At 51.3% G+C, this 23,178-nt stretch carries 20 protein-coding genes; 9 read left to right on the plus strand and 11 right to left on the minus strand.

Features of this window, described 5'->3' with window-relative positions; all coding sequences use genetic code 11:
* Positions 1-14 precede the first annotated feature (14 nt).
* Both cysS and ACJJI8_RS21165 read right to left on the minus strand, forming a co-directional pair.
* Positions 15-1,391, minus strand: coding sequence for a cysteine--tRNA ligase (cysS, locus tag ACJJI8_RS21160; protein ID WP_444933658.1), 1,377 nt, complete (start codon positions 1,389-1,391; stop codon positions 15-17).
* Positions 1,392-1,478: 87 nt separating this feature from the next.
* Entirely contained in the window at positions 1,479-3,152 is a 1,674-nt protein-coding gene (locus ACJJI8_RS21165) for a glutamine--tRNA ligase/YqeY domain fusion protein (protein ID WP_444933659.1), read from the minus strand.
* 213 nt (positions 3,153-3,365) lie between these two features.
* Between ACJJI8_RS21165 and ACJJI8_RS21170 the strand changes: the two genes are divergently transcribed.
* Positions 3,366-3,875, plus strand: a complete 510-nt coding sequence (locus ACJJI8_RS21170) for a peptidylprolyl isomerase (protein WP_108733726.1) — start codon at positions 3,366-3,368, stop codon at positions 3,873-3,875.
* Positions 3,876-3,910: 35 nt separating this feature from the next.
* Entirely contained in the window at positions 3,911-4,636 is a 726-nt protein-coding gene (locus ACJJI8_RS21175) for a UDP-2,3-diacylglucosamine diphosphatase (protein WP_444933660.1), read from the plus strand.
* Here the strand turns inward: ACJJI8_RS21175 and ACJJI8_RS21180 are convergent.
* The 3 genes from ACJJI8_RS21180 to ACJJI8_RS21190 are packed head-to-tail and all read right to left on the minus strand — an operon-like array spanning position 4,633 to position 7,738.
* On the minus strand, positions 4,633-5,574 hold the full coding sequence (locus ACJJI8_RS21180; RefSeq protein WP_444933661.1) for an NAD-dependent epimerase/dehydratase family protein: 942 nt from the start codon (positions 5,572-5,574) through the stop codon (positions 4,633-4,635). The genes ACJJI8_RS21175 and ACJJI8_RS21180 overlap by 4 nt on opposite strands.
* Before the next feature lie 24 nt (positions 5,575-5,598).
* Positions 5,599-6,381, minus strand: coding sequence for a glycosyltransferase (locus ACJJI8_RS21185; protein ID WP_444933662.1), 783 nt, complete (start codon positions 6,379-6,381; stop codon positions 5,599-5,601).
* A 52-nt stretch (positions 6,382-6,433) separates the two neighbouring features.
* Entirely contained in the window at positions 6,434-7,738 is a 1,305-nt protein-coding gene (locus ACJJI8_RS21190) for a condensation domain-containing protein (RefSeq protein ID WP_444933663.1), read from the minus strand.
* A gap of 210 nt (positions 7,739-7,948) precedes the next feature.
* On the opposite strand from ACJJI8_RS21190, the gene ACJJI8_RS21195 reads away from it, so the two are divergent.
* The 5 genes from ACJJI8_RS21195 (at position 7,949) to adiC (ending at position 16,463) form a co-directional block, all read left to right on the plus strand.
* Entirely contained in the window at positions 7,949-9,109 is a 1,161-nt protein-coding gene (locus tag ACJJI8_RS21195) for a saccharopine dehydrogenase family protein (RefSeq protein ID WP_444933664.1), read from the plus strand.
* 98 nt (positions 9,110-9,207) lie between these two features.
* Positions 9,208-10,890, plus strand: a complete 1,683-nt coding sequence (locus tag ACJJI8_RS21200; protein ID WP_444897783.1) for an FMN-binding glutamate synthase family protein — start codon at positions 9,208-9,210, stop codon at positions 10,888-10,890.
* 25 nt (positions 10,891-10,915) lie between these two features.
* On the plus strand, positions 10,916-12,628 hold the full coding sequence (locus tag ACJJI8_RS21205; protein ID WP_444897784.1) for a thiamine pyrophosphate-dependent enzyme: 1,713 nt from the start codon (positions 10,916-10,918) through the stop codon (positions 12,626-12,628).
* A 41-nt stretch (positions 12,629-12,669) separates the two neighbouring features.
* Positions 12,670-14,973 (plus strand): Orn/Lys/Arg family decarboxylase, encoded by a 2,304-nt coding sequence (locus ACJJI8_RS21210; RefSeq protein WP_444933665.1) that lies wholly within the window; start codon positions 12,670-12,672, stop codon positions 14,971-14,973.
* An 8-nt stretch (positions 14,974-14,981) separates the two neighbouring features.
* A complete protein-coding gene (adiC, locus tag ACJJI8_RS21215; RefSeq protein WP_444935186.1) occupies positions 14,982-16,463 on the plus strand; it encodes an arginine/agmatine antiporter in 1,482 nt (493 codons plus the stop codon).
* 2 nt (positions 16,464-16,465) lie between these two features.
* On the opposite strand, the gene ACJJI8_RS21220 is transcribed toward adiC, so the two are convergent.
* A complete protein-coding gene (locus ACJJI8_RS21220) occupies positions 16,466-16,936 on the minus strand; it encodes a YpsA SLOG family protein (RefSeq protein WP_413662538.1) in 471 nt (156 codons plus the stop codon).
* Positions 16,937-17,065: 129 nt separating this feature from the next.
* On the opposite strand from ACJJI8_RS21220, the gene ACJJI8_RS21225 reads away from it, so the two are divergent.
* The gene (locus tag ACJJI8_RS21225; RefSeq protein WP_444933666.1) at positions 17,066-17,521 is read left to right on the plus strand and encodes a DUF2269 family protein; all 456 of its coding nucleotides are present in this window, start codon (positions 17,066-17,068) and stop codon (positions 17,519-17,521) included.
* A 17-nt stretch (positions 17,522-17,538) separates the two neighbouring features.
* Here the strand turns inward: ACJJI8_RS21225 and ACJJI8_RS21230 are convergent, their stop codons facing one another.
* The 3 genes from ACJJI8_RS21230 to ACJJI8_RS21240 all read right to left on the minus strand — a co-directional run bounded on the left by ACJJI8_RS21230 (position 17,539) and on the right by ACJJI8_RS21240 (position 19,742).
* The gene (locus tag ACJJI8_RS21230; protein ID WP_444933667.1) at positions 17,539-18,519 is read right to left on the minus strand and encodes a hypothetical protein; all 981 of its coding nucleotides are present in this window, start codon (positions 18,517-18,519) and stop codon (positions 17,539-17,541) included.
* Between the two features lie 74 nt (positions 18,520-18,593).
* The gene (locus ACJJI8_RS21235) at positions 18,594-19,223 is read right to left on the minus strand and encodes a malonic semialdehyde reductase (protein WP_444907839.1); all 630 of its coding nucleotides are present in this window, start codon (positions 19,221-19,223) and stop codon (positions 18,594-18,596) included.
* A 54-nt stretch (positions 19,224-19,277) separates the two neighbouring features.
* Positions 19,278-19,742: a DUF3429 domain-containing protein gene (locus ACJJI8_RS21240; RefSeq protein ID WP_444917663.1), complete on the minus strand. Its 465-nt coding sequence runs from the start codon at positions 19,740-19,742 to the stop codon at positions 19,278-19,280.
* Positions 19,743-19,812: 70 nt separating this feature from the next.
* On the opposite strand from ACJJI8_RS21240, the gene ACJJI8_RS21245 reads away from it, so the two are divergent.
* Positions 19,813-20,073, plus strand: coding sequence for a DUF3081 family protein (locus ACJJI8_RS21245; protein ID WP_413662543.1), 261 nt, complete (start codon positions 19,813-19,815; stop codon positions 20,071-20,073).
* Positions 20,074-20,375: 302 nt separating this feature from the next.
* On the opposite strand, the gene ACJJI8_RS21250 is transcribed toward ACJJI8_RS21245, so the two are convergent.
* Together ACJJI8_RS21250 and ACJJI8_RS21255 are read right to left on the minus strand one after the other, a co-directional pair.
* Positions 20,376-20,642, minus strand: coding sequence for a hypothetical protein (locus ACJJI8_RS21250; protein ID WP_444933668.1), 267 nt, complete (start codon positions 20,640-20,642; stop codon positions 20,376-20,378).
* A 1,897-nt stretch (positions 20,643-22,539) separates the two neighbouring features.
* The gene (locus tag ACJJI8_RS21255; protein WP_444933669.1) at positions 22,540-23,166 is read right to left on the minus strand and encodes a MiaE family protein; all 627 of its coding nucleotides are present in this window, start codon (positions 23,164-23,166) and stop codon (positions 22,540-22,542) included.
* Between the last annotated feature and the right edge of the window lie 12 nt (positions 23,167-23,178).

Below are 23,178 nucleotides of genomic sequence, written 5' to 3' on the forward strand. Positions count from 1 at the left end.
GGGGAGGGACCGCGCTATTCGCGGCGCCACTTGGTCCCTTCGCGGCTATCCTCAAGCACCACACCTTTGGATTTTAACTCTTCGCGAATCTCATCGGCGCGGGCAAAGTCACGGTTCTTCTTGCTCTGTGCGCGCTCTTCGATCAGTGCTTCAACTTCTTCGGCAGAAATACCTTCATCTCCACCACGGGCCTGTTTGAACCAGGCTTCCGGGTCTTGCTGGAGAATGCCCAGCATATCTGCAGCGGCCAGCAGCAAACCTTTCAGGCGTGCTTTATCCGCCTCATCGGCTTTGTTCAGGTCGCGGGCAATTTGGTGCAACTCGCTGATGGCGATCGGCGTATTCAGATCGTCTTCCAACGCCTTGATAAAGGCGGTGTCGTTAAGATCTGCCCCTTCAGCCTCAACCGCTTCCGTTTCACGCAGTGCGCCATAGAGAGTATCCAGGGTGCGCCATGCCTGATCCAGCAAATCAGCACTGAAATTCAGTTCTGAGCGGTAGTGGGCAGATAGCAGTGCAAAACGCAGCACTTCACCGGGGTATTGGCTCAGCAGGTCTTTGACCATGCGGAAGTTGCCCAGGGATTTGGACATCTTTTCGCCATTGATATTCACGTAGCCGTTGTGCATCCAGTAGCGCACAAAATCCACACCATTGGCGCAGCAGCTCTGGGCGCGCTCGTTTTCGTGGTGGGGGAAGGTCAGGTCGCGACCGCCGCCATGGATATCGATAGTGTCACCCAGGTGCTTCTTGATCATGGCCGAACACTCCAAGTGCCAACCCGGGCGCCCACGGCCCCAGGGGCTGTCCCAGCCGGGCTCGTCATCGGCAGATGGCTTCCACAGTACGAAGTCGCCGGCGTACTTTTTGTAAGGCGCTACTTCCACCCGCGCACCGGCGAGCATATCGTCGAGGGAGCGCTTGGACAACTGGCCGTACTCCTGCATGGATTCCACGGCGAACAGCACATGGCCTTCGGCGGCGTAGGCGTGACCTTTCTCCAGCAGGCTTTCGATCATCGCGATCATTTCCGGCAAGTGCTGGGTGGCGTAGGGGACAATATCCGGCTCCAAGTTATTGAGCGCGGCCATATCCTCGTAGTAAGCCTGGGCATAGCGCGCTGACAGCACGCCGATTTCCTCGCCGTTATCCCGCGCGGTCTTCATGATTTTGTCTTCAATATCGGTGATATTGCGCGCGTAAATCACATCGCTGAAATTTCTTTTCAGTATCCGGTACAGGGTGTCGAACACCACCACAGGGCGGGCATTGCCAATATGCACGCGGTTGTACACGGTGGGGCCACACACATACATGCGCACCTGATCTTCCACCAATGGTACGAAGGGTTCTTTCTTCCCGGAAAACGTGTTGTAGACTTGTAGAGACATCTTTTCTCTCGAATTCTTTTTGCTGTGTGGCTGGGCCAGTCATTGACCCAGCCGCGAAAACTGCCACTCGGGCAGCCCTCCGCTTTGCTATTTGTTTTGCTCTTTGGCCCAGCTGTCGCGCAGGCCAATGGTGCGGTTAAACACCGGCGCTTCTGCGCTGCCGTACTTGCTGTCGCGACAGAAGTAGCCGTTGCGCTCGAACTGGTAGCCCTGCTCCGGCTCCGCTTTGGCCAGGCCGATTTCCGCCTTACAGCCTTTTAGAATTTGCAGGTTGTCCGGGTTTACGCAGTCGAGGAAGTTCTTACCGCCGGCATCCGGCGCCGCATCGTTAAACAGGCGATCGTAGAGGCGCACTTCGCAATCGACATTGTTGTCCGCAGATACCCAGTGAATAACGCCCTTTGGCTTAACGCCGTCGGCCGGATCTTTGCCCAGGGTGTCCAGATCAACCGAGCAGATCACCTCAACAATTTCACCGGCATCGTTCTTCACGACTTCTTCAGCAAAGATCACATAGGCGTTGCGCAGGCGAACTTTTTTGCCCAGCACCAGACGCTTGTACTTCTTGTTGGCCTCTTCGCGGAAATCCTCTTTCTCAATATAGAGAGTGCGGCCAAAAGGAAGTTCACGGGCCGGCAGATCATCGCGCACCGGGTGGCCGGGTGCTGACAGCATCTCTTCCTGGCCTTCCGGGTAATTTTTCAGGGTGATCTTCAAAGGCTCCATCACGCACATGGCGCGCGGTGCATTTTTATCCAGATCGTCGCGAATGCTGTATTCCAGCATGCCCACATCGACAACTGAGTCGGAGCGGGTTACACCGATCATCTCGCAGAAGTTGCGAATGGAAGCCGGGGTAAAGCCGCGACGGCGCATACCGGACAGGGTCGGCATGCGGGGATCATCCCAGCCGTCTACATGGCCTTCGTCTACCAGCTGCTTGAGCTTGCGCTTGGACACCACGGTGTAGTTGAGGTGCAGGCGTGCAAATTCGTACTGACGCGGGCGCGAAGGCACCGGCAGGTTCTCGATCAGCCAGTCGTACAGCGGCTTGTGATCCTCAAACTCCAGGGTACAGATGGAGTGGCTGATACCCTCAATCGCATCACACTGTCCGTGAGCGAAATCGTAGCTGGGGTAAATGCACCACTTATCACCGGTCTGGTGGTGAGCCATCTTTTTGATGCGGTAGATGATCGGGTCGCGCAGGTTGATATTCGGTGCGGCCATATCGATCTTGGCGCGCAAGCTACACTGGCCCTCTTCCATTTCACCGTTGCGCATCTTTTCAAACAGCGCCAGGTTTTCCTCGGCGGAGCGATCCCGGTAGGGGCTGTTTTTGCCCGGCTCTTTCAGCGTGCCACGATAGTGACGAGCTTCTTCTGCGGACAGGTCGCAGACATAGGCTTTGCCATCTTTAATCAGGTGCAGCGCCCACTCGTACAATTGATCAAAATTATCCGAGGAATATTTGGCCTCGCCATTCCACTCAAAACCGAGCCAGGAGACATCGCGCTTAATCGCATCGACAAACTCTTCCTCTTCCTTGGCTGGGTTGGTGTCGTCAAAGCGTAAATTACAGGTGCCACCGAATTCCTGCGCCAGACCAAAATTCAGACAGATGGACTTGGCGTGGCCGATATGCAGGTAGCCGTTGGGCTCCGGCGGGAAGCGGGTCGCGATCTGCGTAACCCGGCCCTCAGTCAGATCTTCACGGATAAGGTTCTGTAAAAAGTGAGCTGGCTTGCTCTCGGATGTCATAGGATTCTCTTAATTTACAGCTGTGCGAACGTAAACGGCGAATTATAACCTACTTGAGAGACAGAATATCGAATTTGACGGAACGCTTTTCATAGAAATTCACTGCAAGCGTTTGATTTTTGTGCAATTGACACAGATATTCCGACACAGCATTTTACAGCTACAGACTACAAGGTATCATGCCGCCCCAAATCAACCCTCATAGGACATTTTATGATCACCCTTCACACAACCCATGGAGATATAGCCATCGAATTGGATTTCGAAAAGGCACCCAAGACTGCTGCCAACTTTTTGCAGTACTGCCGTGACGATTTCTATACCGGCACTGTCTTCCACCGGGTGATCAACAACTTTATGATCCAAGGTGGCGGCATGACTCCAGACATGCAGCAGAAGGAAACCCGCGATTCCATCGAAAACGAAGCCAACAATGGCTTGAAGAACGACACTGGCACCCTGGCCATGGCCCGCACCATGGATCCGCATTCCGCCAGCTCCCAGTTCTTTATCAATGTTAAGGACAACGATTTCCTGAACTTCCGCAGCGAAGACTCTCAGGGCTGGGGTTACTGTGTATTTGGTAAGGTTGTCGACGGCATGGACGTGGTCAACAAAATCAAAGACGTTAAAACCGGCAGCAAAGGCTTCCACCAGGACGTACCCCTGGAGACTATCGAAATCACCGGTATCAGCATCTCTGACGCCTACGCCGATAAGTAATTCCACGGGTCAGTACCGACTCTAAGGCGGGGACATTGTCTACTTATTTTATTTCTGACTTGCACCTCGACGAAAAACGCCCGGATATTACCCGGGCGTTTTTTGATTTTCTGCACGGGCGAGCTGCCGGTGCTGAGGCGCTATATATTCTCGGCGACTTTTTTGAGGCGTGGGTTGGCGACGACGACGATGCCCCGCTGGCCCGCGAAGTAATAGGCGAGTTAAGTCGCTATAGCGGTACCGGCGTAGAGTTGTACCTGATGCACGGCAATCGGGATTTCCTGCTGGGTAGCGACTTCGCCCAGCGCGCGGGAGCCACTTTACTTCAGGACCCAACTGCGTTATCCCTCGGTAATGAGCGCGTGCTGCTTATGCACGGCGACAGCCTTTGCACCCTCGACAAAGAGTATATGGCTTTCCGCCGCCAAGCCCGGGACCCCAAGTGGCAACAAGAGCTATTGGCCAAGTCCCTTCAGGAACGTCGCGCTATTGCCGCGCAGATTCGTATGGCATCCAAGAGTATGAACAGCCGCAAGGCCGAAGACATCATGGATGTGACCCAGGAAGAAGTGGAGCGGGTGATGCTCGAGCACAATGTGCATCGACTGATCCACGGCCACACCCACCGGCCCGCCCGCCACGGGTTGACAATCAACGGTGAACAGGCGGAGCGTATTGTGCTGGGAGACTGGGATAAGAATGCCTGGTGCCTGAAAGCGGACAACGACTCACTGGAGTTGATTCACTGGCCGATCGGCTAGGAGCCAGCGTTTTGGATGAGGCTCTGCTGTTGCTGCACAGCCTCTACCAATTCCCCAAGCGTCTCCCGCAAACGCTGCACACCCCCAAATTGAAAGCCTTTCCTCTGTAAATAAGCGCAATCCATCACTGCCGGCGGTTTCACTTGTAGCTGGGGAGGTAGCGGTCCCTGCTGTCCGGATATCGATCTTAGAATCTTCACCAACTCGCGACTGCTAACCAGGCAATCACTACAGTTTACTGCCCGCCCCCGGGCATCTTCGTGCTCCAGTAAAAGCTCTACCGCCCGCGCCACATCTTCTCCGTGCACTTCCGTTGAAAGCCGGGAATTTAAATAGGCTTCCCCAGACATCACGGCTCGAGCGATGTCATACCACTTGCTGCGACTTAGCGGACTCACCAACCCGTAAACTCCAGTTAAGCGCAATGACACCGCATGCCAGCCACGCTGATATGCCCAAGCAGACAGCATGGCTTCCACAGCCGCTTTATAGCCTCCGTAGAAAGTATCCGGCTGAACAACCTGCTCCTCACTTAAAGAACCGCTCAACTTTCCAGTGGCATAAACGGCACGACTGGAAATAAAAATAAATTTTTTTACCTTCGCTGCATAGGCGTATCGGATTAATGCCAGGGTTTGATTGAGGTTTACATGTAGAAAACCCTCGAGATCGTCCCCCTCCCCTTTTCGATAGCACCCAGGAAGATGCTCGAAAGCTGCATGCACCACCACATCCAGATTGCTGACGAATGTCTGTAGTGCTGTATCAGAAGTAATATCCCCGACACTCCACGCCAATCTGGGTGAAGCAATACTGCGAAAAAGAGCTGCACTTTCCTCCCTGCGCAGTAATGCTCGCACTTCATAGCCCTGCCGTAAAAAATGCCTGACTAGAAATTGCCCCACATAGCCACTCGCACCAGTTATCCCTATTCTCACAATTCCCTCTCTCGATTTTATTTTCTAAGCACGGGCTAACTCATCCAGATCAACGGCGATATCTCGCCCTTCGTAAACCGCCCACCACAAGTCGATCAGGGGCTTGAGCTTTTCAACTTTTGAGTGCTGTTTTTGCCAGGGTTTTTCATATTGGTAGTGAATGACATGAATACTGTCCCACTGCCACAGCTGCGGTAAATTCAGATAGAGGTATTGCAAGGCGTTATAGATATAAGGCAGGCCGTGCCAACGAGGAAAAAAGGACTGCAAAAATGTCTGGTCTGTGCGCCGCCAGAAAACCCCTGGTCGATCCAGTTGCTCAAGCATTTTTTGGTAGGTCGCTTCACTCGGTACCGCAGTAAACAATCCCGAATTCATACGATGAAATCCATCCAAGTCTTCGTAAAGATTGGGCGCTGCACAAAATTCCGGATAATTCATCAAGTGGTCAATATTGCGCAATACCAAGGTGTCCGCATCCAGGAAAACAAGCTTATCGAATTGGGTCAATTGCCACAGTGCCAATTTGCAAAAGTTATTCAATGGGTCATGGAAAGCGGGCTTACTACCCTTGTCAAAGGGCGCGCGCCGGTGCAAAGAATCGCGTTTATGGCGAAGGATAAACTCATCGGAAAAACGAGGCGTATGAACCTCTTTTATCTTACAGCCCGCCGCTTCCAATGGCGCTGGATCACAACTGTTCGGTGGCACCATACAAATTAACGGATAGGCACTGGCCGTACGATCCAATGAGTGTTTCAGTGCCTGCGCACCTATCACATAATCCGGACTATTAACCAGGGTCACAAAGGCACATCTTGACATAACAATTGGCTCTACAGTCCCTATACAGCGTTATTTACAGCGGCGGTAGAATATCTTCAGGTCCGCACAATAATCTGTCACACCAGCGACTTACCATTGCTTCTACTTGTTTTTGTTCAAAGCAATTTTCATTGTAGATAAAGCTCGAGCGCAACTGCTTCCCAAAGACGGTAATAGATAGATAGATGCCATATGGCGTTAAGCGCGTCGCCAGGGGGACAATGCGAATCTTCAAGTGATCATCCAATTTGACCCAGTCAGAAGTTTCACCGGTATAAACCGCAAAAAAACCTTCCCGATGCTCCTCTGTTTGCAGGAAAGTCACCAAGTAGCAATGGGATGCATCGAGGTGATGGCCAATCAGGCCGTGAGGCCCAATTGCATCAGCAGCATAAACCGTGCGCATAGCATACTTTATCTCCGCAGACAGGCGCGTGAGCTTCTCCTTCCAAGACTCATCCCTACAAACCATCAGATTGACATACCGGCACATGGGGCCAAACACTTCCCGATACACCCTCTTAAGCCGAAGGGATAAATTGCCATTCATCCAAAAAGAGTGAGGTATGAATTCACATAAAACCTGCTGAAATGCTGCTGCTAGATAGGCGAAGAGGCTCACATTCTCCGAGCTGGCCAATGCCTTTATCTGCTCCAGCTCAATCTCATCTATGTGCTGGATTACTTCACTACAAATAACCGAGGTCTCTTCCGATTGGGGCAACTGCTCTATCTCATCTTTTTGGGATTGCAACTTTTGCTGCCAAAGATTTCGCGCCTTATCCCCCCTCGGCGATCTCAGATAGGTATTTTCATAATTCACATAATCAGCAAAGTCTGCAGTTTCCACCCTGGGTTGATAATCCTTACCCTTCACACTATCCAAATAGTGAGTCAAGGATTCAGACCAGAGGAGTGACAAGCTAATCCCATCGGCAATGATGTGGTGACACTTGGTCAAGAAAATGTATTCATCTTCTCCACTGCGAAGAACACTGAGTCCCAACAATTGGTCCTGCGTCAAATCCATTGGCGAGCTGCCAAATTGACGTAAAAAGCTCTCGAAGTGAGCATCACTTAAGTGGCGGATGTCGATATAGTCCAGTTCAATATCTACAAAAGAGCGAACAGCCGGTTCCCCGCTATAACGACAGCGAAAAATCGGATAGGTGTTTACCACCTCTGAAATGGATTTCTTAAACAGTTCAACATCGAATTTTCCTTTGAAAACCATGGCGCGGGTAATCAGGTCGACCAGATCCTTGCGGTGATGCAAGTCATAAATACGCTGCTCAGTGATCGATAGGGGGACCTGAGTCGATAAACTCCAACCGGTCATTCTGATCTCCAAAAATCATTTGCCCGACATGAGATCACTAATGAGCCTGATAAAACTGCACAAGATCATCGGGAACGTTACTTTTAGAATATACAAAACGGTGAAATGACAACGGCGGTATGCTGAAGGCACAGACAAGATTCTCTTGATTTAAGTCGCCGGCACGATGCATGATCTCTACAAACTATAAGGGGCAGGAGTTCCATCCAGGTGATCAATAACCTGAATAAACGCGTATTGATTCTCGGAGGCTACGGCAATTTTGGCGCACGTATTGCACAAATGCTGAGTTCTGAGCCCAATATCCAACTGATTATTGCCGGCCATAACAAATCGTTGGCCGACCGTTGCGCCCAATCACTCGGTGGCCTCGCCGAGGGGTTACGACTGGAGCGGGACTCCATCAACTTGGCTGCGCAATTGAAAGCCTTGCACCTGGATTTATTGATCCACTGCGCTGGCCCCTACCAGAGAGAAACCGATTACCGGGTGGCCAAAGCCTGCATTGAAGCCCGTACCCCCTACATCGATATTTCAGATGCGCGCCGCTTTGTATGTGATTTTCACCGTCTCTCCCCGGCCGCCGAGGCCGCCGGTATCGCCATGGTATCCGGTGCCAGCAGTCTACCCGGCCTCAGCTCAGCAGCCATAGCTGAGATCCAAAAAGAGCTGCCGGTCATTCACTCTGTACAAGCGGCAATTGCTCCGGCACACAAGGTAGAACGCGGCCTTGCCACCGTGCGCTCCGGTTTTGAAGCGCTGGGGGAGAGCTTCCCCCAATTGCGGGATGGGCGCTGGAGAGAATCATTTGCCGGCAATCACCTGCACTCGGTAACTCTTGCCCATCCAGTGGGAAAACGCTGGCTGTGCGACTTTGAAGTACCCGACCTGGAGTTGTGCCCAAGACACCTGCCAAATTTAAACACAGCACTATTTTCCACGGGGACAGAGCCCCTGATTCTCCAGGCCGGCCTGTCTTTGTGCGCCCAACTCTCGCGCCTAAATTTGCCCGCCACGAGTTCCCGCATCGCACAGATTGCCCATAAATTGAGTGCCCGCTGGCCTGGTGGCAGCTCTCACGGCGGCATGATTGTCCGCGCACTGGGTGAAGATGCTGACGGTAGGGCAGCTGGAAGGCAGTGGCAAATACTTGGAATGGATGGCGATGGCGTCTGGATTCCTGCAGCACCCGCAGTGGCTTTGGCGAGAAAATTCCTTCGCGGTGAAATTTCAGACAGTGGCGCGCGCGCCTGCTGGCAACTATTAAAGCTGGATGAAATTCTGGATGAACTAAAGGATTACTCCATCGTCACTGCCATCGAGTTTTTACCTGCAAAGCAAAATTCACTGCCTGCATTAGCGGCAAGTTAGGGGAAAAAGCCCTTTAGTTGACCTTATCAAGGCAGAACCCTTACAAATGATCTAGGTTCAGTATCGGAACTTTATGTAACGATGCTGAACCTGATTTTATGAGTAGCTCCAACCCCTGGTGCGCCTATTCCGGCCGGAATGGTATAAAGCGCGCGATTATTCCCATTACCGCTCTTATCCTGACCCCATTCTTCTTGGTGCTCACGTTTACAAACAGCGCCTGGTGGCTGGTGGCTCTACTGATTAGCGTTTCACTGGTACTACTGGGAATCTACGATATGCTCCAACCCCATTGGAGCATTACGCGGAACTTCCCGGTTGCCGGCCGCATTCGCTGGATATTCCTGAACCTGCGTCCCTATTTCCGTGCCTATATGGTAGAGGGTGATGAGGAAGGACGCCCTTACAGCATTGAAGCCCGAAGGCTTGTGTATGCCCGCTCCGAAGGTTTTTCTGATATGCATCCGTTCGGCACTGAAAAAGATGTGCAGAGTGAGGAATATACCTGGCTCACTCACTCGGTGAAGCCCGAAAAACATGCAGACACCTCCTGCCGTACTGAAGTGGGCACGGGCCGCTGCAAACAGCCCTACTCCGCCGCCCTGTTAAATATCTCGGCCATGAGCTTTGGCGCTCTGTCCGCCGCCGCAATAGAAGCTTTGAATAAAGGAGCCTCAATTGGCGGCTTCTATCACGATACCGGTGAGGGGGGTATCAGCCCCTATCACCGCAAACATGGCGGCGATCTAGTGTGGGAATTGGGTACCGGTTATTTCGGTGCGCGCAACGATGACGGCAGCTTTAACCCGGATCTATTCCGCGAGGCCTGTAACGACCAGGTTAAAATGACGGAAATTAAATTGAGCCAAGGAGCGAAACCCGGGCACGGTGGAGTATTACCTGGCACCAAAGTAACTCAGGAGATCGCCTCCACCCGGAAGGTTACGCCCGGCCAGGACTGCGTATCCCCCCGCGCGCACTCCATGTTCTCCACCCCCATTGAAATGCTGGAATTTGCCGAACAAATGCGTGAACTGTCCGGCGGCAAACCGGTAGGCATAAAACTCTGTGTAGGGCATATCTACGAGGTGATGGCCATAATGAAGGCCATGCACGAAACCGGGAAACTGGTGGACTTTATTGTTGTAGACGGCGCCGAAGGCGGTACCGGTGCAGCGCCGCTGGAGCTGTCCAACCACGTGGGTATGCCGCTGCTGGAAGGGTTGATTATCGTACGCAATGCCCTGGTGGGGGCGGGCCTGAAAGATAAGGTGAAGCTGGCTGCCAGCGGCAAGGTTTATTCCGCATCCGGACTAGCGCAATGCTTGGCCATCGGCGCCGACTGGTGCAATGCGGCGCGGGCCTTCATGCTTTCCGTAGGCTGTATTCAATCCCAACGCTGCCACACGGATACCTGCCCAACTGGCGTTACCACCCAAGATCCTCGGCGTCAGCGTGGGCTAGTGGTGGATGTGCAAAGCAAGCGAGCGGCGGCCTTCCAGGCAAAAACCCTCGAAGCATTGGAGGATATTGTGGCCGGCGCGGGGCTTACCGACCCCCGAGACCTAAAACCCTATCACATGATTCACCGAATTAATGGCGCAGAATCCAGGCCGATAGATCGTATCTGGCATTTTCTTGACACCAACTCGCTGATCGACGCACCAGAAGATACGCCCTACTGGCACTGGTGGCTGGCCGCACAGGCAGACAGTTTTCAGCCTGCGATCAAGCTCGAAGAGGGCAAGTACGCGTCGATCCGCCGCGCTATTAACCGCTAGCCTCACCCAATCTGTGGAGATTGCTATGCAAACCGTTTCAGAGATTATTGTCGATACACTGGTCAAGGCCGGCGCCAAACGGTGCTACGGCATTGTCGGCGATACCATCAATCACTTTACATCAGCGGTACGCACTTCCGACTTGGAGTGGATACATGTGCGTCATGAGGAAGTGGGCGCTTTCGCCGCTGGGGGGGAGTCTTACCTTACCGGTGAGCTGAGTGTCTGCGCCGGGACTGCCGGACCCGGCAGCCTGCACTTTATCAACGGCATTTTTGAAAGCCATCGCAATGGCGCCCCGGTGGTACTGATTGCATCCCGCATCGACCGTGCGGAACAGGGGTTCGGCTATCCACAGGAAGTGGACCAGCAAAAACTCTACGAACAGTGTTCGGTCTTCTGTGAAACCATGACCCACCCGGAGCAAGCCCGTCGAATGATTGTGCAGGCGGCACAAACTGCGCTTACTCGCGGTGGTGTCGCGGTGGTGCAAATTAGCGGCGACTTGTTCAAGGAGAAGACCAAAGACAGTCTGCCCTGGTCGGTACATCGCCCTGAATGGCTAGCGCGTCCGTCTGACTCTGAGCTCGACGCCCTGGCAAAGAAAATCAACGCCGCAAAAAATATCACTATTTACGGCGGTATCGGCTGCCGTCACGCTCACGATGAAGTAGTAAAACTGGGACAGCACCTGGCCGCTCCTATCGCCCACACCACCAAGTCGAAAGAGTTTCTCGAATACGACAACCCCTGCCATGTGGGCATGACCGGGATTCTCGGCAATCCCGCGGGCTACCGGGCCATGGAGACTTGTGACCTGTTACTGTGTCTGGGTACCGATTTTGCCTACACCCAGTTCTACCCGAAAAAAGCCACCATTATTCAAATTGATGCGGAAGCGCCGCACCTGGGGCGACGCGCTCCTGTGGATATGGGCCTGGTAGGGCATGTGGGGCCCACCATTGAAGCCCTCTTGCCCCGATTAAAGGCCCGCACCGATAGCACCTTCCTCGATGACCTTCTCGAACGATACAAAAAAGATCGGGAAGAGATGAAGAGCCGCGGCAAAGAGAAAGACCCCAGCCTGATCCACCCTCAATTTGTCGCCCAGACGCTCAACAAGCTGGCCGATGAGGATGCCGTATTCACCGCCGATGGCGGCGCCTGTATGGTTTGGATGCTCCGCGACCTCACTGCCAACGGCAAACGCTCATTTCTCACCAGCCTTTCCCACGGCACCATGGCCAACGCCTACCCCCAAGCCCTGGGCATGGCCAAAGCCTATCCCGGGCGCCAGGTCATCGCTATGTGCGGCGACGGTGGTATGACCATGTTAATGGGAGACCTGTTGACACTGGTGCAAGAAAAAATCCCATTAAAAGTCCTGGTATTTAACAATAACTCCCTCGGCTTCGTAGAGATGGAGCAGCGCATTGAGGGGCTTCTCGATAGCTATACCGACTTACATAACCCGGACTTCGGCCGCGTTGCCGAAGCTTGTGGCATCAGTGGTGCCAGTATCGAGAGTGCGGATCAGCTTGAGGAAAGTATGAAGCGCTGGCTCGCCACTGACGGGCCGGCACTACTCAGCGTACCGACGAACCGCGTGGAGCTGGTGATGCCGCCGGAAGTTACAGCGCAGCAAGTCACCTCCACCGCACTGTTCGGACTTAAGGCAATACTCAACGGCCGCGCCGATGAGGTGGTAGATCTTTTGCGAGACAATTTCCTGCGCTGAGACTTTTTAGCAGGCCACAACAAAAGGTTTGTGCGGCACTCATGCATCATTTCGGACAGCAACGCCATAACAGCATGCTGGCCCTGATCGCCAGCAGTGAAGTCGACGACAACAGCGCTCCCGGCCGCGCCGCCATGAGGCTACAGGCAGAGTTATCAGAGCGAAAAATTGACGTAATAACAACCACCAGTGGTAGTGATGCCTGCGCCATACTGAGTACTAACACCGCGATCCAATGCCTGCTGATTAATTGGACCCTGCCCGGTGAAGCGAAATGCCCCGCCCTGGTTGTATTGGAAGAACTTCGCGCCCGCAATCCCCAAATGCCGGTATTCCTTCTGGCAGATCAGCAGACTGTCAGCACCATGCCGCGACGGGCCCTGGAATTAGCCAACGATTTTATCTGGATGCTAGAAGATACCCCGACCTTTATCGGCGGTCGCATCCAGAGTGCGATTGAAAGATACCGCCACGCCATTCTTCCCCCCATGTTTCGCGCCCTGACCCACTTTGCCCGGGTCCATGAATATTCATGGCACACACCCGGCCACACTGGGGGAACAGCTTTTCTCAAATCCCCTGCGGGTCGCGCTTTTTACGATTTCTTTGGGGAAAATATGTTGCGCTCGGACCTCTCTGTTTCTGTAACAGAGTTGGGATCGCTTTTGGATCACTCGGGCCCCATTGCCAAGGGAGAGAAATATGCAGCAAAAGTATTTGGTGCGGATCGCACTTACTATGTAACCAATGGCTCTTCGACATCGAATAGAGTGATATTGATGGCATCGGTTACCCGGGGGCAATTGGCTCTGTGCGATCGAAACTGCCATAAATCCGTCGAACACGCGATCACCATGTCAGGTGCAGTTCCAACCTACCTGATTCCCCTACGCAACAACTACGGCCTCATAGGCCCTGTCCCTCCCCAACAGTTGACGGCCAGCTCTGTTGCCAATGCTATTCGGCAAAACCCTTTGTCCAAGCACGCCAAAAACTCCCGTGCCGTTCACGCAGTCATTACTAATTCCACCTACGACGGTCTCTGTTACAACGTGCGCAGAGTGGAAGAACTTCTCGGCGAGTCCGTTGATCGCCTGCACTTTGACGAAGCCTGGTACTCATACGCTCGATTTAATCCTATCTATCGAGATCGCTTCGCAATGTATGATTTGGGCGAAGCCGACGCGAAAAATGGCCCGAGCAAATTTGCCACTCAGTCAACACATAAATTACTCGCCGCATTGTCCCAGGCATCGATGATTCACATTCGCGATGGGCGTAAACCCATTGAGCATGGGCGCTTTAATGAAGCCTTTATGATGCATGCCTCAACCTCCCCACTTTACTCCATCATGGCCTCCAATGATGTGAGCGCAGCAATGATGGATGGGCCGGGTGGAAAAGCATTAACAGAGGAGTCAATTGCTGAGGCCATAGCGTTCCGACAAGTATTGGCCCGTTTGCAACAGGAGTATCGCGATAAAGAAGAGTGGTTCTTCGGAGGTTGGCAGCCTGAGCATGTCACCGATCCCAATAACGGGCACAACTACGCTTTTCACAGCGCCCCAGCAGAACTCCTGTGTCATGAGCCCAGCTGCTGGTTATTAGACCCCGGCGAATCATGGCATGGATTTGGTGATATTGAGCCTGATTACTGCATGTTGGACCCGATTAAAGTATCGATTACCACCCCGGGGATAAACCCTGATGGCAAACTGTCTGCACCTGGAATACCTGCCAACATCGTCAGTAAATACCTGGACAACCTTGGCATTATCGTGGAGAAAACTACCGATTTTACGATTTTGTTCCTGTTTTCTATCGGTATTACCAAGGGTAAGTGGGGCACTCTAATCAATGCTTTACTGGCCTTTAAGCGCGACTTCGATGCCAACCGGCCCTTAAGTGAATGCCTGCCAAACCTTATAAAAAAGTCCCCAGCCTATCGCAACATCGGGCTGCGCGACCTTGCAGACAATATGTTTGCTTCCATGAGAAAATTGCAAACCACAGTGCAAATGTCTGCAGGATTTTCAGCCTTACCTAGAGCTGACTGCAGTCCGGTACAAGCTTATGAAACCCTGGTTCGCGGCGATGTGGAAATGCTTCCGCTAAGCAAGTTACCGGGACGTACCGCAGCCACAGGCGTTGTACCCTACCCTCCAGGTATTCCTCTGCTAATGCCCGGCGAAAATTTTGGCGATGAAGATAGTCCGGCATTGATTTACTTGAGAACTCTGGAAGCCTTCGACCAGCAATTTCCAGGCTTTACCCACGATAACCACGGAGTAGAGGTGCGGGACGGCCACTATCATATTTACGCCCTACGGGGAGACTCGCCATAGGCTCGCCTATCAAAGAGGAGCATAAAATAGGCCTGGTCCCCGCAACCCTGATGGTTGCAGGCAATATGATGGGCTCCGGGGTTTTTATGCTCCCCGCCAATCTCGCTGCAGTCGGCAGTATTTCTTTGATCGGCTGGTTGATAACCATCGTCGGCGCTATCTCCCTGGCCCTGGTATTTGCCAAGCTCGCCGCTATCTATCCCGCAGCCGGCGGCCCCTATGCCTATGCCCGCCGCGCTTTTGGCGATTACATTGGCTACCAAACCAATCTGGTTTACTGGCTGGCCAATGTAATCGGTAATGTTGCGCTGATTACTGCAGGCCTGGGCTATCTGACCCATTTTTTTCCACCGTTAAAAGACCCACTGACTTTTGCCATGGCCCAGGTTGCCATGGTCTGGCTGCTAACTTACGCCAATGTACTGGGCCCGCGCACTGTCGGTCGCATCCAATCCCTCACCACCGGCCTGGTTTTGCTTCCAATCCTAGGCACCGCTATTTTTGGCTGGTTCTGGTTCGACCAGCAAAACTTTACCAGCAGCTGGAATGTATCAGGCAAAAGCGACCCCAGTGCTATTATGGCCAGCCTGACCTTCACGCTCTGGGCCTTTATTGGGGTGGAAACCGCCTCTGTATCCGCCGCAGTGGTAAAAGACCCCACCAAGAACGTCCCAATCGCAACGGTTGGGGGAGTTATCCTGGCTTCTATTGCCTATGTACTCAGCTCATCGGTCATTATGGGGATGCTGCCGAACCAGGAATTAATCCGCTCCTCCGCTCCCTTTGCCGATGCTGCTCGCCTGGCACTGGGAAATACTGCGGCCAATGTCGTAGCCCTGTGCGCCGCTATTGGCTGTATCGGTTCATTGGGCGGCTGGATACTGTTGGTGGGGCAGTCTGCCAAGGCGGCGGCAGATGATGGCCTGTTTGCAGCACTATTTGCCCGCACCAATAACAAAGGCGTGCCTACCGGCGGATTAACCCTGGTGGCCGTGCTGATGTCTGTATTGATACTTACCACCATATCGCCAACGGCCAGCCAGCAGTTTGGCAAAATTGCCTCTGTCGCTGTGATTATGACACTGATGCCCTATATCTATTCAGCGGTAGCTTTGCGGGTTTTGGCCTACGGCAAAATGCCGCCTCAGCAGTACGGACTGTTTACTGTGATTTTGCTGATTGCAGCGGTGTACTGCCTTGTGGCCCTGGTGGGATCTGACGGGCAACAAACCCGCTGGTCCCTGATCTTTGTGATTGCGACAGTCATTTTTTATGCGCTAATTTTAAATCGCCGTCGCAGCGTTGAAGAAAAGCACTTTCTACCCGGTGGGCCAGAACCAGCCTGGGTTCACTACTTCACTCTCTTTGCCACAATTGCTGCCCTGTGCCTGTTCTTCTGGTTTTCCGTAGGGCAATACCCGGACTTGGAATTGCGCCTGCGCGCACCCAACCCCTCGGGTCATCATCTTGAGAGGCACATTGGACCCTAGACTCAGCGGGTTAGCGCCCTCTCGATGGTTTCCGCGGTAATTTCAGTAATCCCTTGGGAGTTGGATTCACGGTTACCCGCCACATTGAGCGTCTGCGGACGATTCTTGAGGATAAAGTCACGCACCAATTGTACTCGATCGGCATCAGTCGGATTGACTACCAAGTGTGGTTTCCCCGATGCCTGGCAGAACTCAATAGTAAACAGGGTGCCATCACTACTGGGATTGGTTGTGAAGATAACAGTGGCATCAGAGTTGCGGATATTCTCACGAGTACGCTCTTCCAGATCCGGGGACGTGTTTTCAACCAGCCCAAGCCCTTTCAGAAAATCCGGCCGATCACCGATCTCAGTCCAGTAACCCTGCGGTGCTGTGCCACCGGTGGCAATTCCCAGGCGCTGTCCTGCCAGCAAGCCGCCGGTATCCGCCCCCGTCTGACCACCACTGATAATTTTCTCCGGTCGGAAGATCACTTTTCTCCCCCATATCGTTTATCGTCCTACTAGCTCGAGCTAGCAGATATCAAGGCAGCGATAATTGGCATTGAAATTAACGACCGCAGCCACTAATTTATCTCCAACTTTAGTCTGGCCGGCAGCGCTGTGAATTACTATCTGATACTGAAAACACTGCATATCCTTTGCGCCATAATCGTACTCGGCACAGGGACCGGCATCGCTTGGTACACCCTGAGGGGCTGGCTGTCCGGAAATGCCCAAGTTATGCAGTGGGTCAGCCGGGAGACGGTACGGGCAGACTGGATATTTACCGGATCGGCGGTAATTGGTCTATTCGGTAGCGCGGTGGGAATGCTGCTGATTAATCCAAGCTGGATGCTGCAAGCCTGGCTGCAATTAGCCGCCGGTCTCAGCGCAACCGTGTTCTTGTTGTGGCTGCCGGTTGTTTACCTTCAGTACCAGCTGCGTAAACATGCCAAAGAGGACGGTAATATAGACAAAATGCGCAAGCTAATGATGGCTTGGTCCCTGCTCGGGGCTATCGCATTTCCCATAACCGTTGTCATTGTCTATCTGATGGTCTCTAAGCCGGCACTATAAGGACTCATGCCTGGCCATTACCTCTTCGCCCCCCTGAGGGTCTTATAGCTCGCTCGATGGCCAATATCTTTCCACTGCCGCTTGAAGTCATCCAGGACGACCCCAGACACGATTTCTGCATTACCTTCCGCACTTTTATCCAAACGGTGTATCGCTTCTTTCTTACATAGTGGAACAATAATCGCCGAGCGTTCATGTCGGTCCATTCTCAACAGACGGCTGCGAATATGCTCTGCCTCACCACCGGTACAACTTGCATCTGTAATCACAAATACATTGGTATCACTGTCCAGGTCCGAGGCTATGGTGCCAAAACCTAGATCAAACTGCCGAAATACCACCCCTTTAAACAGCCCCTCCCCAACTTCCGAACCCGTAATAAAGGGCCAGGCATGTGCCAGGGTCCACAAGTAGGACTTACTTAAGACATATTGCAGGTGCTGATTGCGAACAAGCCCCAACTGGAATTGACGCTCAAAGGTTTCATCATTCAACTTGGCTTTACTGCAAATGGCTTTGGGAATGAGTTCCCCTTTGTAGCTGGTGGTCGGGATAACCACAATAAAATCATCAGCATCCCGCTTTTTCTCCAACGCCTTAAGAATGGTCGCCTGTAGATGTAAGACAAATTCCTCGGTGGTAATTACATCGTGTGGCAGCGCTGCGTTGTCCATTGCCAGGTTCATATAAAGTGTTTCCGCTCTATATGCCTGAATAATCGGCTCCAGCTCTTCTCGACTAAACAACAACTTTTCATCGAGAATCGCCTGCTCATTTATTTTCTTTGCGTAGCAATCTATCAGCAGTTGGTCTGCGGCATAGATACCGAAATTTCCCGAACTGACACAGCGGAAGTATTCCTCATCTTGCATCGACAAAAATCGCTCAACCACAGCCCGGCTTATGTCCCGGCCAAACAACTCATAAAGCGCGTCCTCTTGCCTAGGTAAAAAATATTCTTCCGGGTCAATCAACTGCTGAGATCGTTTAAGAACCACTTAATCACACCTAATTCTTAATCCACTGCCATTAACCCGCATTAACAAATACGAATTATGTTAAACACAACAATTTACAGAGTTGTGCACACTTCATCGAAATCCAACCGAGGGTTGCGCGGATATAATTTGTCAGTTTCGCCATAGCCAAGGTTGCACAAGAAATTGGACTTAATATGACAATCGGGGAAGTGCTCCGGTAGAAAAGCCGGTGCTGAGCATTTTTCACTGAAGAATTCCTCATCAACTAATGCGTTATCAAACCCCGACATTGGACCGCAATCGAGCCCCAGGGCCCTCGCCGCTAAAATAAAGTAGCCTCCTTGCAAGGAACCATTGCGAAATGCAGTAACCTCGGCGTATTCGGGGCTATCGGCAAACCATTCCCGCGCAGGAGTCTGGGGGTAGAGCCTCGGAAGGTGTTCATAAAAGTGCATATCGTAAGCAATAATGGCAGTCACCGGAGCCCGCATAGTTTTTTCAATGTTTCCTTCATTAAGCGCTGGCTTGAGCCGCTCCTTAGCCTCCTTACTTACAACAAACACCAATCGCATAGGGCAACAATTAGCACTGGTGGGTCCGAATTTGACCAAGTCGTAAAGCTGTTTCAAAACCTCTTTTGAAACCGGCTTATCCTGCCAATGACTATGGGTTCGGGCTTTGTTGAATAGCTGATCGAGCACCTCAGAGGAAACAGGTTGCATAAGAGCTACCCCAAAATATCTTCGCTGGTAACAGTTTAGTTTGCGCCAGGCACTTCAAAGGAGCAGCAGAATCATAAGAAGATGGCAGGCCATCACTAAATAGGTCACAATACTGCGGGTGCGAAAGTACTGATCCCTCCCGGGCAGATTGGGGTTCAACCGGGCCTCGGCCCAGACCACAAAACCGAAAGCAACTAGTAATACCGGTAGCGCCCAAGTGGTGCGAAACATCAGCAGCGCCACCCACCCCACCAACGTCACCAGGTTACTCAGTAGCGCTAAAATCATCCTGTGCGGATGCCCCACTTGATTGAGTGCAGCACCCCACCAAACACCGCAGAGAAAACTCAGAATCACGGCGCTATAGGCGGTGAACAGCAGGCGCGGAGTCACTCCCCAAAGAGAAAACCCTAACCACTGCATAATGATTCCTGCGACAAATGGAATCAAACCAAGGTAAGCCAGCCAGTCAAACAGCCGCGTATCTACTGGTGGGTAGTGATGGATGTCAGTGTCCATGTCGTCTAAGCTTCCAAGTCAAAGACAGTTTCGTCTCAAACAACAAGCTTAGCGGCAGGAGCAAGCAGCAATGGATGCCGAACAGAAGATTGACGTCAAACAAGCGCTGCGGGTGTTTGATAGGGCGACAAAGGAGGGGCGCAAGGAAGGTAACGAATGGCATTACCAGGGACTGGCAGTCAGCACTGACTTTGACGGCTATACGGTTTTTATCAACTCCCCCAAAGTAAAACTCACCATATTTTTCCACAATAAATTTTCTGTGGATTCCACCAGCAGCAAAGAGCTCGAAGAGTTTATTCGGCTATTGAAAAAGCTTGATTCAGGATAAGAGAAAAGAACCTAGAAACCTCAATCAGAAGTAAATTTTAAACACCAAAATGAGACACGTTGAGAGCAACTTTTCGACATTCACCAAAAGAACACCGTAAGCACAAATGGAGACACTATCCGCCACCAAGCTTAAAAAGCTCAGAAAACCCAACGCATCCGGTTTAAAATTACAGCCTAATACTACCGCAGCTACCTTCCAGATAAATCGATCATCTTATGGAATTATGCGGGTGGCACAGAATTTTGAAGCCCAGCGAAACATTGACCCATCATTTCACCCAAAGTCCGCTGGGCTAAATCTTAAGCTTCCCCTAGTAGAATTTTAATTATTGCCCCAAGAATATAACCAACACTATCCGTCACTCCACCAGACACATCACTTCCAGCCATTAACATATCTGCTGAAATGGTTTTCCCTTCTTCAGATATCTGAGTGTGAATCACATCCTCATGTATTGATCCAGCAAAACATACGCTGACAGTTAGGACCATAAAAAACAATTTATATATAACTTTCATTAACATTCCTCCTAATTGATCAAGTTTTCCATCTTTCCTTCTTTCCATCCTCCAAAAATCTCCCTATTTTTGGAATATCCACATTAATGGATATTTGAACAGCCTTCAAACCTATTAAGTTAAACTTAAAATTCTCATATGAAACCTTATTAGCTTCCATGAACGAAAAAATACCTGCGAGATCAGCATGGGTATTACTCCCTGACGGAACAAAGTAGCCAGCAAGATTGAACTTGCGATTGCCAATATCTTCCGCATCATATTCAATCCCCCCGGAACCTAAAAGGCATCAACACCTCCAAAAGGTTCAGTGTTTTCACTGGGAGACGCGCCTAGTACTTTTCTGCCACGTCTAAAAGCAGAGGACCACCACCGGCCAACATGGTAGAATTGTGTTTAAAAAATCCAATAGTTGGTTTTCTATAACCAGATACTTCGTCAAACACCAGTCCCAAATAACACCATCTCCCCAGCCTCCCTTTAATATCAACCTTTACATTTCATTGCATGCAAATATTTTTTAACATCCTCAGGAGCCAATAAACAATTACAGCTTTGAAATATCTTGCTCCTAGCAACATCATTGGTCACACAAAAGATCATCTTGAGCATCAATACTGATTCAGAGTTAGCTATATTGATGTTCAAACGGCAAAATATAACCTTTTTCGCCAGAGTAAAGTTGGAAGCTTGCCATGTCTTTTTTCAGTCCTTCTCGAGGAAGGCCAAATAGCCTTACACCCTAACAGGATTCTTTAATGGCTTTATTGATACAACCTTCTCGCCAAGGATAAATGTAAATCATGGTCATATCTACTGGAGAGCGTCCCAAGATCTTTATATTTTCTGCAAACTAAAATACTACGGCGTCTAAGTGATCAACCCCACCGTGAATACCGTTTTGCTTTATGAGATCTTGTGCAAAATTATTGAGTAAAGCACGGGGCAGCCTTGCCTTTGTGCTTCTCTCAGCATCTGTATATTTCTTGGAAATGAAAGATAGTTTTTCCATTACTTACATTTTCTGGGGGAGGAGGGAAGAAATACCGGGCTACCTGGTACAAACTCACCATAACAATCATCCTGACTGATCATTACGCTCCTCAATCTTCAGTGCTCCAAGATCGCCGAATGCGGCCCCTGCAGTAACACCAATAGGTTTACCGTCCTAGGCTTTCCCGTTTTGGTGCATTTCTCAGGAAGCCTAAAAAATTCCTGAAATTAGCCCGTCGCCTAGTATCTCTCTCTTATATGTCGTTAAGCAGTTTCATTACCCCTTAATGCACTACAAAAAAGTACCCAAAGAGTCACTTTCGTCTTCCTTGAATCACTCAGACAAAGATGCCCATAAACCATTTATGCTTTCTGGTTACAAAATAACTGATTGAAAATAAAAGCTAATTAAGAAACGGCACGTAAATCTTCAAAAGGCGGTACTCAAAAACTGTACTTCCACACATTGGCTCTAATTTATAATTTTTACGGAAGGATGGTCAGTAGAAATCCACTGTACAGTACGTAAGTTTTTCAAGATTGGCCAACAGGGTATTGATGAACAGCCCCTAGTGTACGAGTTTGATCTTCTAGCGAGCCTACGATAGTACAGCTTACAAATACCCTTTAGTATTAGTTTACTACTGCTCACCCAGCTTACTTATAGCGTTTGATCAGTCGATATCGACTTGTAATGGCGAGTTCCCAAAGAGACCTGTGCTGATTTTTAGAGCACTAACGTGGAAGCGGGCAAAGGCAACAGAACTACCAAGCTGTCTCACGATAACCCCATAGCCAACGATTAGAGCTACTGCTGAAATGACCCAATTTAGTGGGCTTAGGCAGCGAGTATTCTGGCGTTTCCTCTAAAGAATCAGGAAGCTTGGAGCCAATAAACGTCAATGCAAAAGCTTCCTGTAAATCTGAGCCACCTTAGCAGGCCAAGCGAGAATTACTGCCCGGCACTCTCCGGCACACCACTGTGAAAGCGGAACTGTCCATCACTGCCTTCCACTAATTCCTTTTCTTTCTCCAGCAGTACCTGAACCCTAGATTGAATATCTTCATCGGAAGCCTTCTGGGCAAGGTGTAGGTAATCGCGGAAGTGACGCGCCTCAGATTTAAGCAGGGAGAGATAAAACTTCTGCAACTCATCATCTAACTGAGGCGCAATCCGTGCAAAGCGCTCGCAGGAGCGCGCCTCGATAATAGCGCCACAAATCAGCGTGTCGATCAGTCGCCCCGGCTCTGCGCTGCGGACTTCGGCACGAAGGCCCGCCGCGTAGCGGGAGGCACTAACGTGGTGGTAGGCGATACCGCGTTTCTCCATAATCGCCAGCACCTGCTCAAAGTGGCGTAGCTCTTCGCGAGCCAGACGCGACATTTTGTTCAGCAGCTCAAAGTCATTCAGATAGCGAAACATCAGGTTCAGGGCAGTACCCGCCGCTTTTTTCTCGCAGTTGGCATGATCAATCAGCATCATTTCCGGCTCCTTCAATGCCGCCTCCACCCAGGCATCGGGCGTGGGACACAGCAGGAATTCATTGATAGCGGACAGATCTGGGATTTGAGCATTCATAGGGCGAACAAA

This window comes from Microbulbifer maximicatervae (SeqCode) (assembly GCF_052467695.1).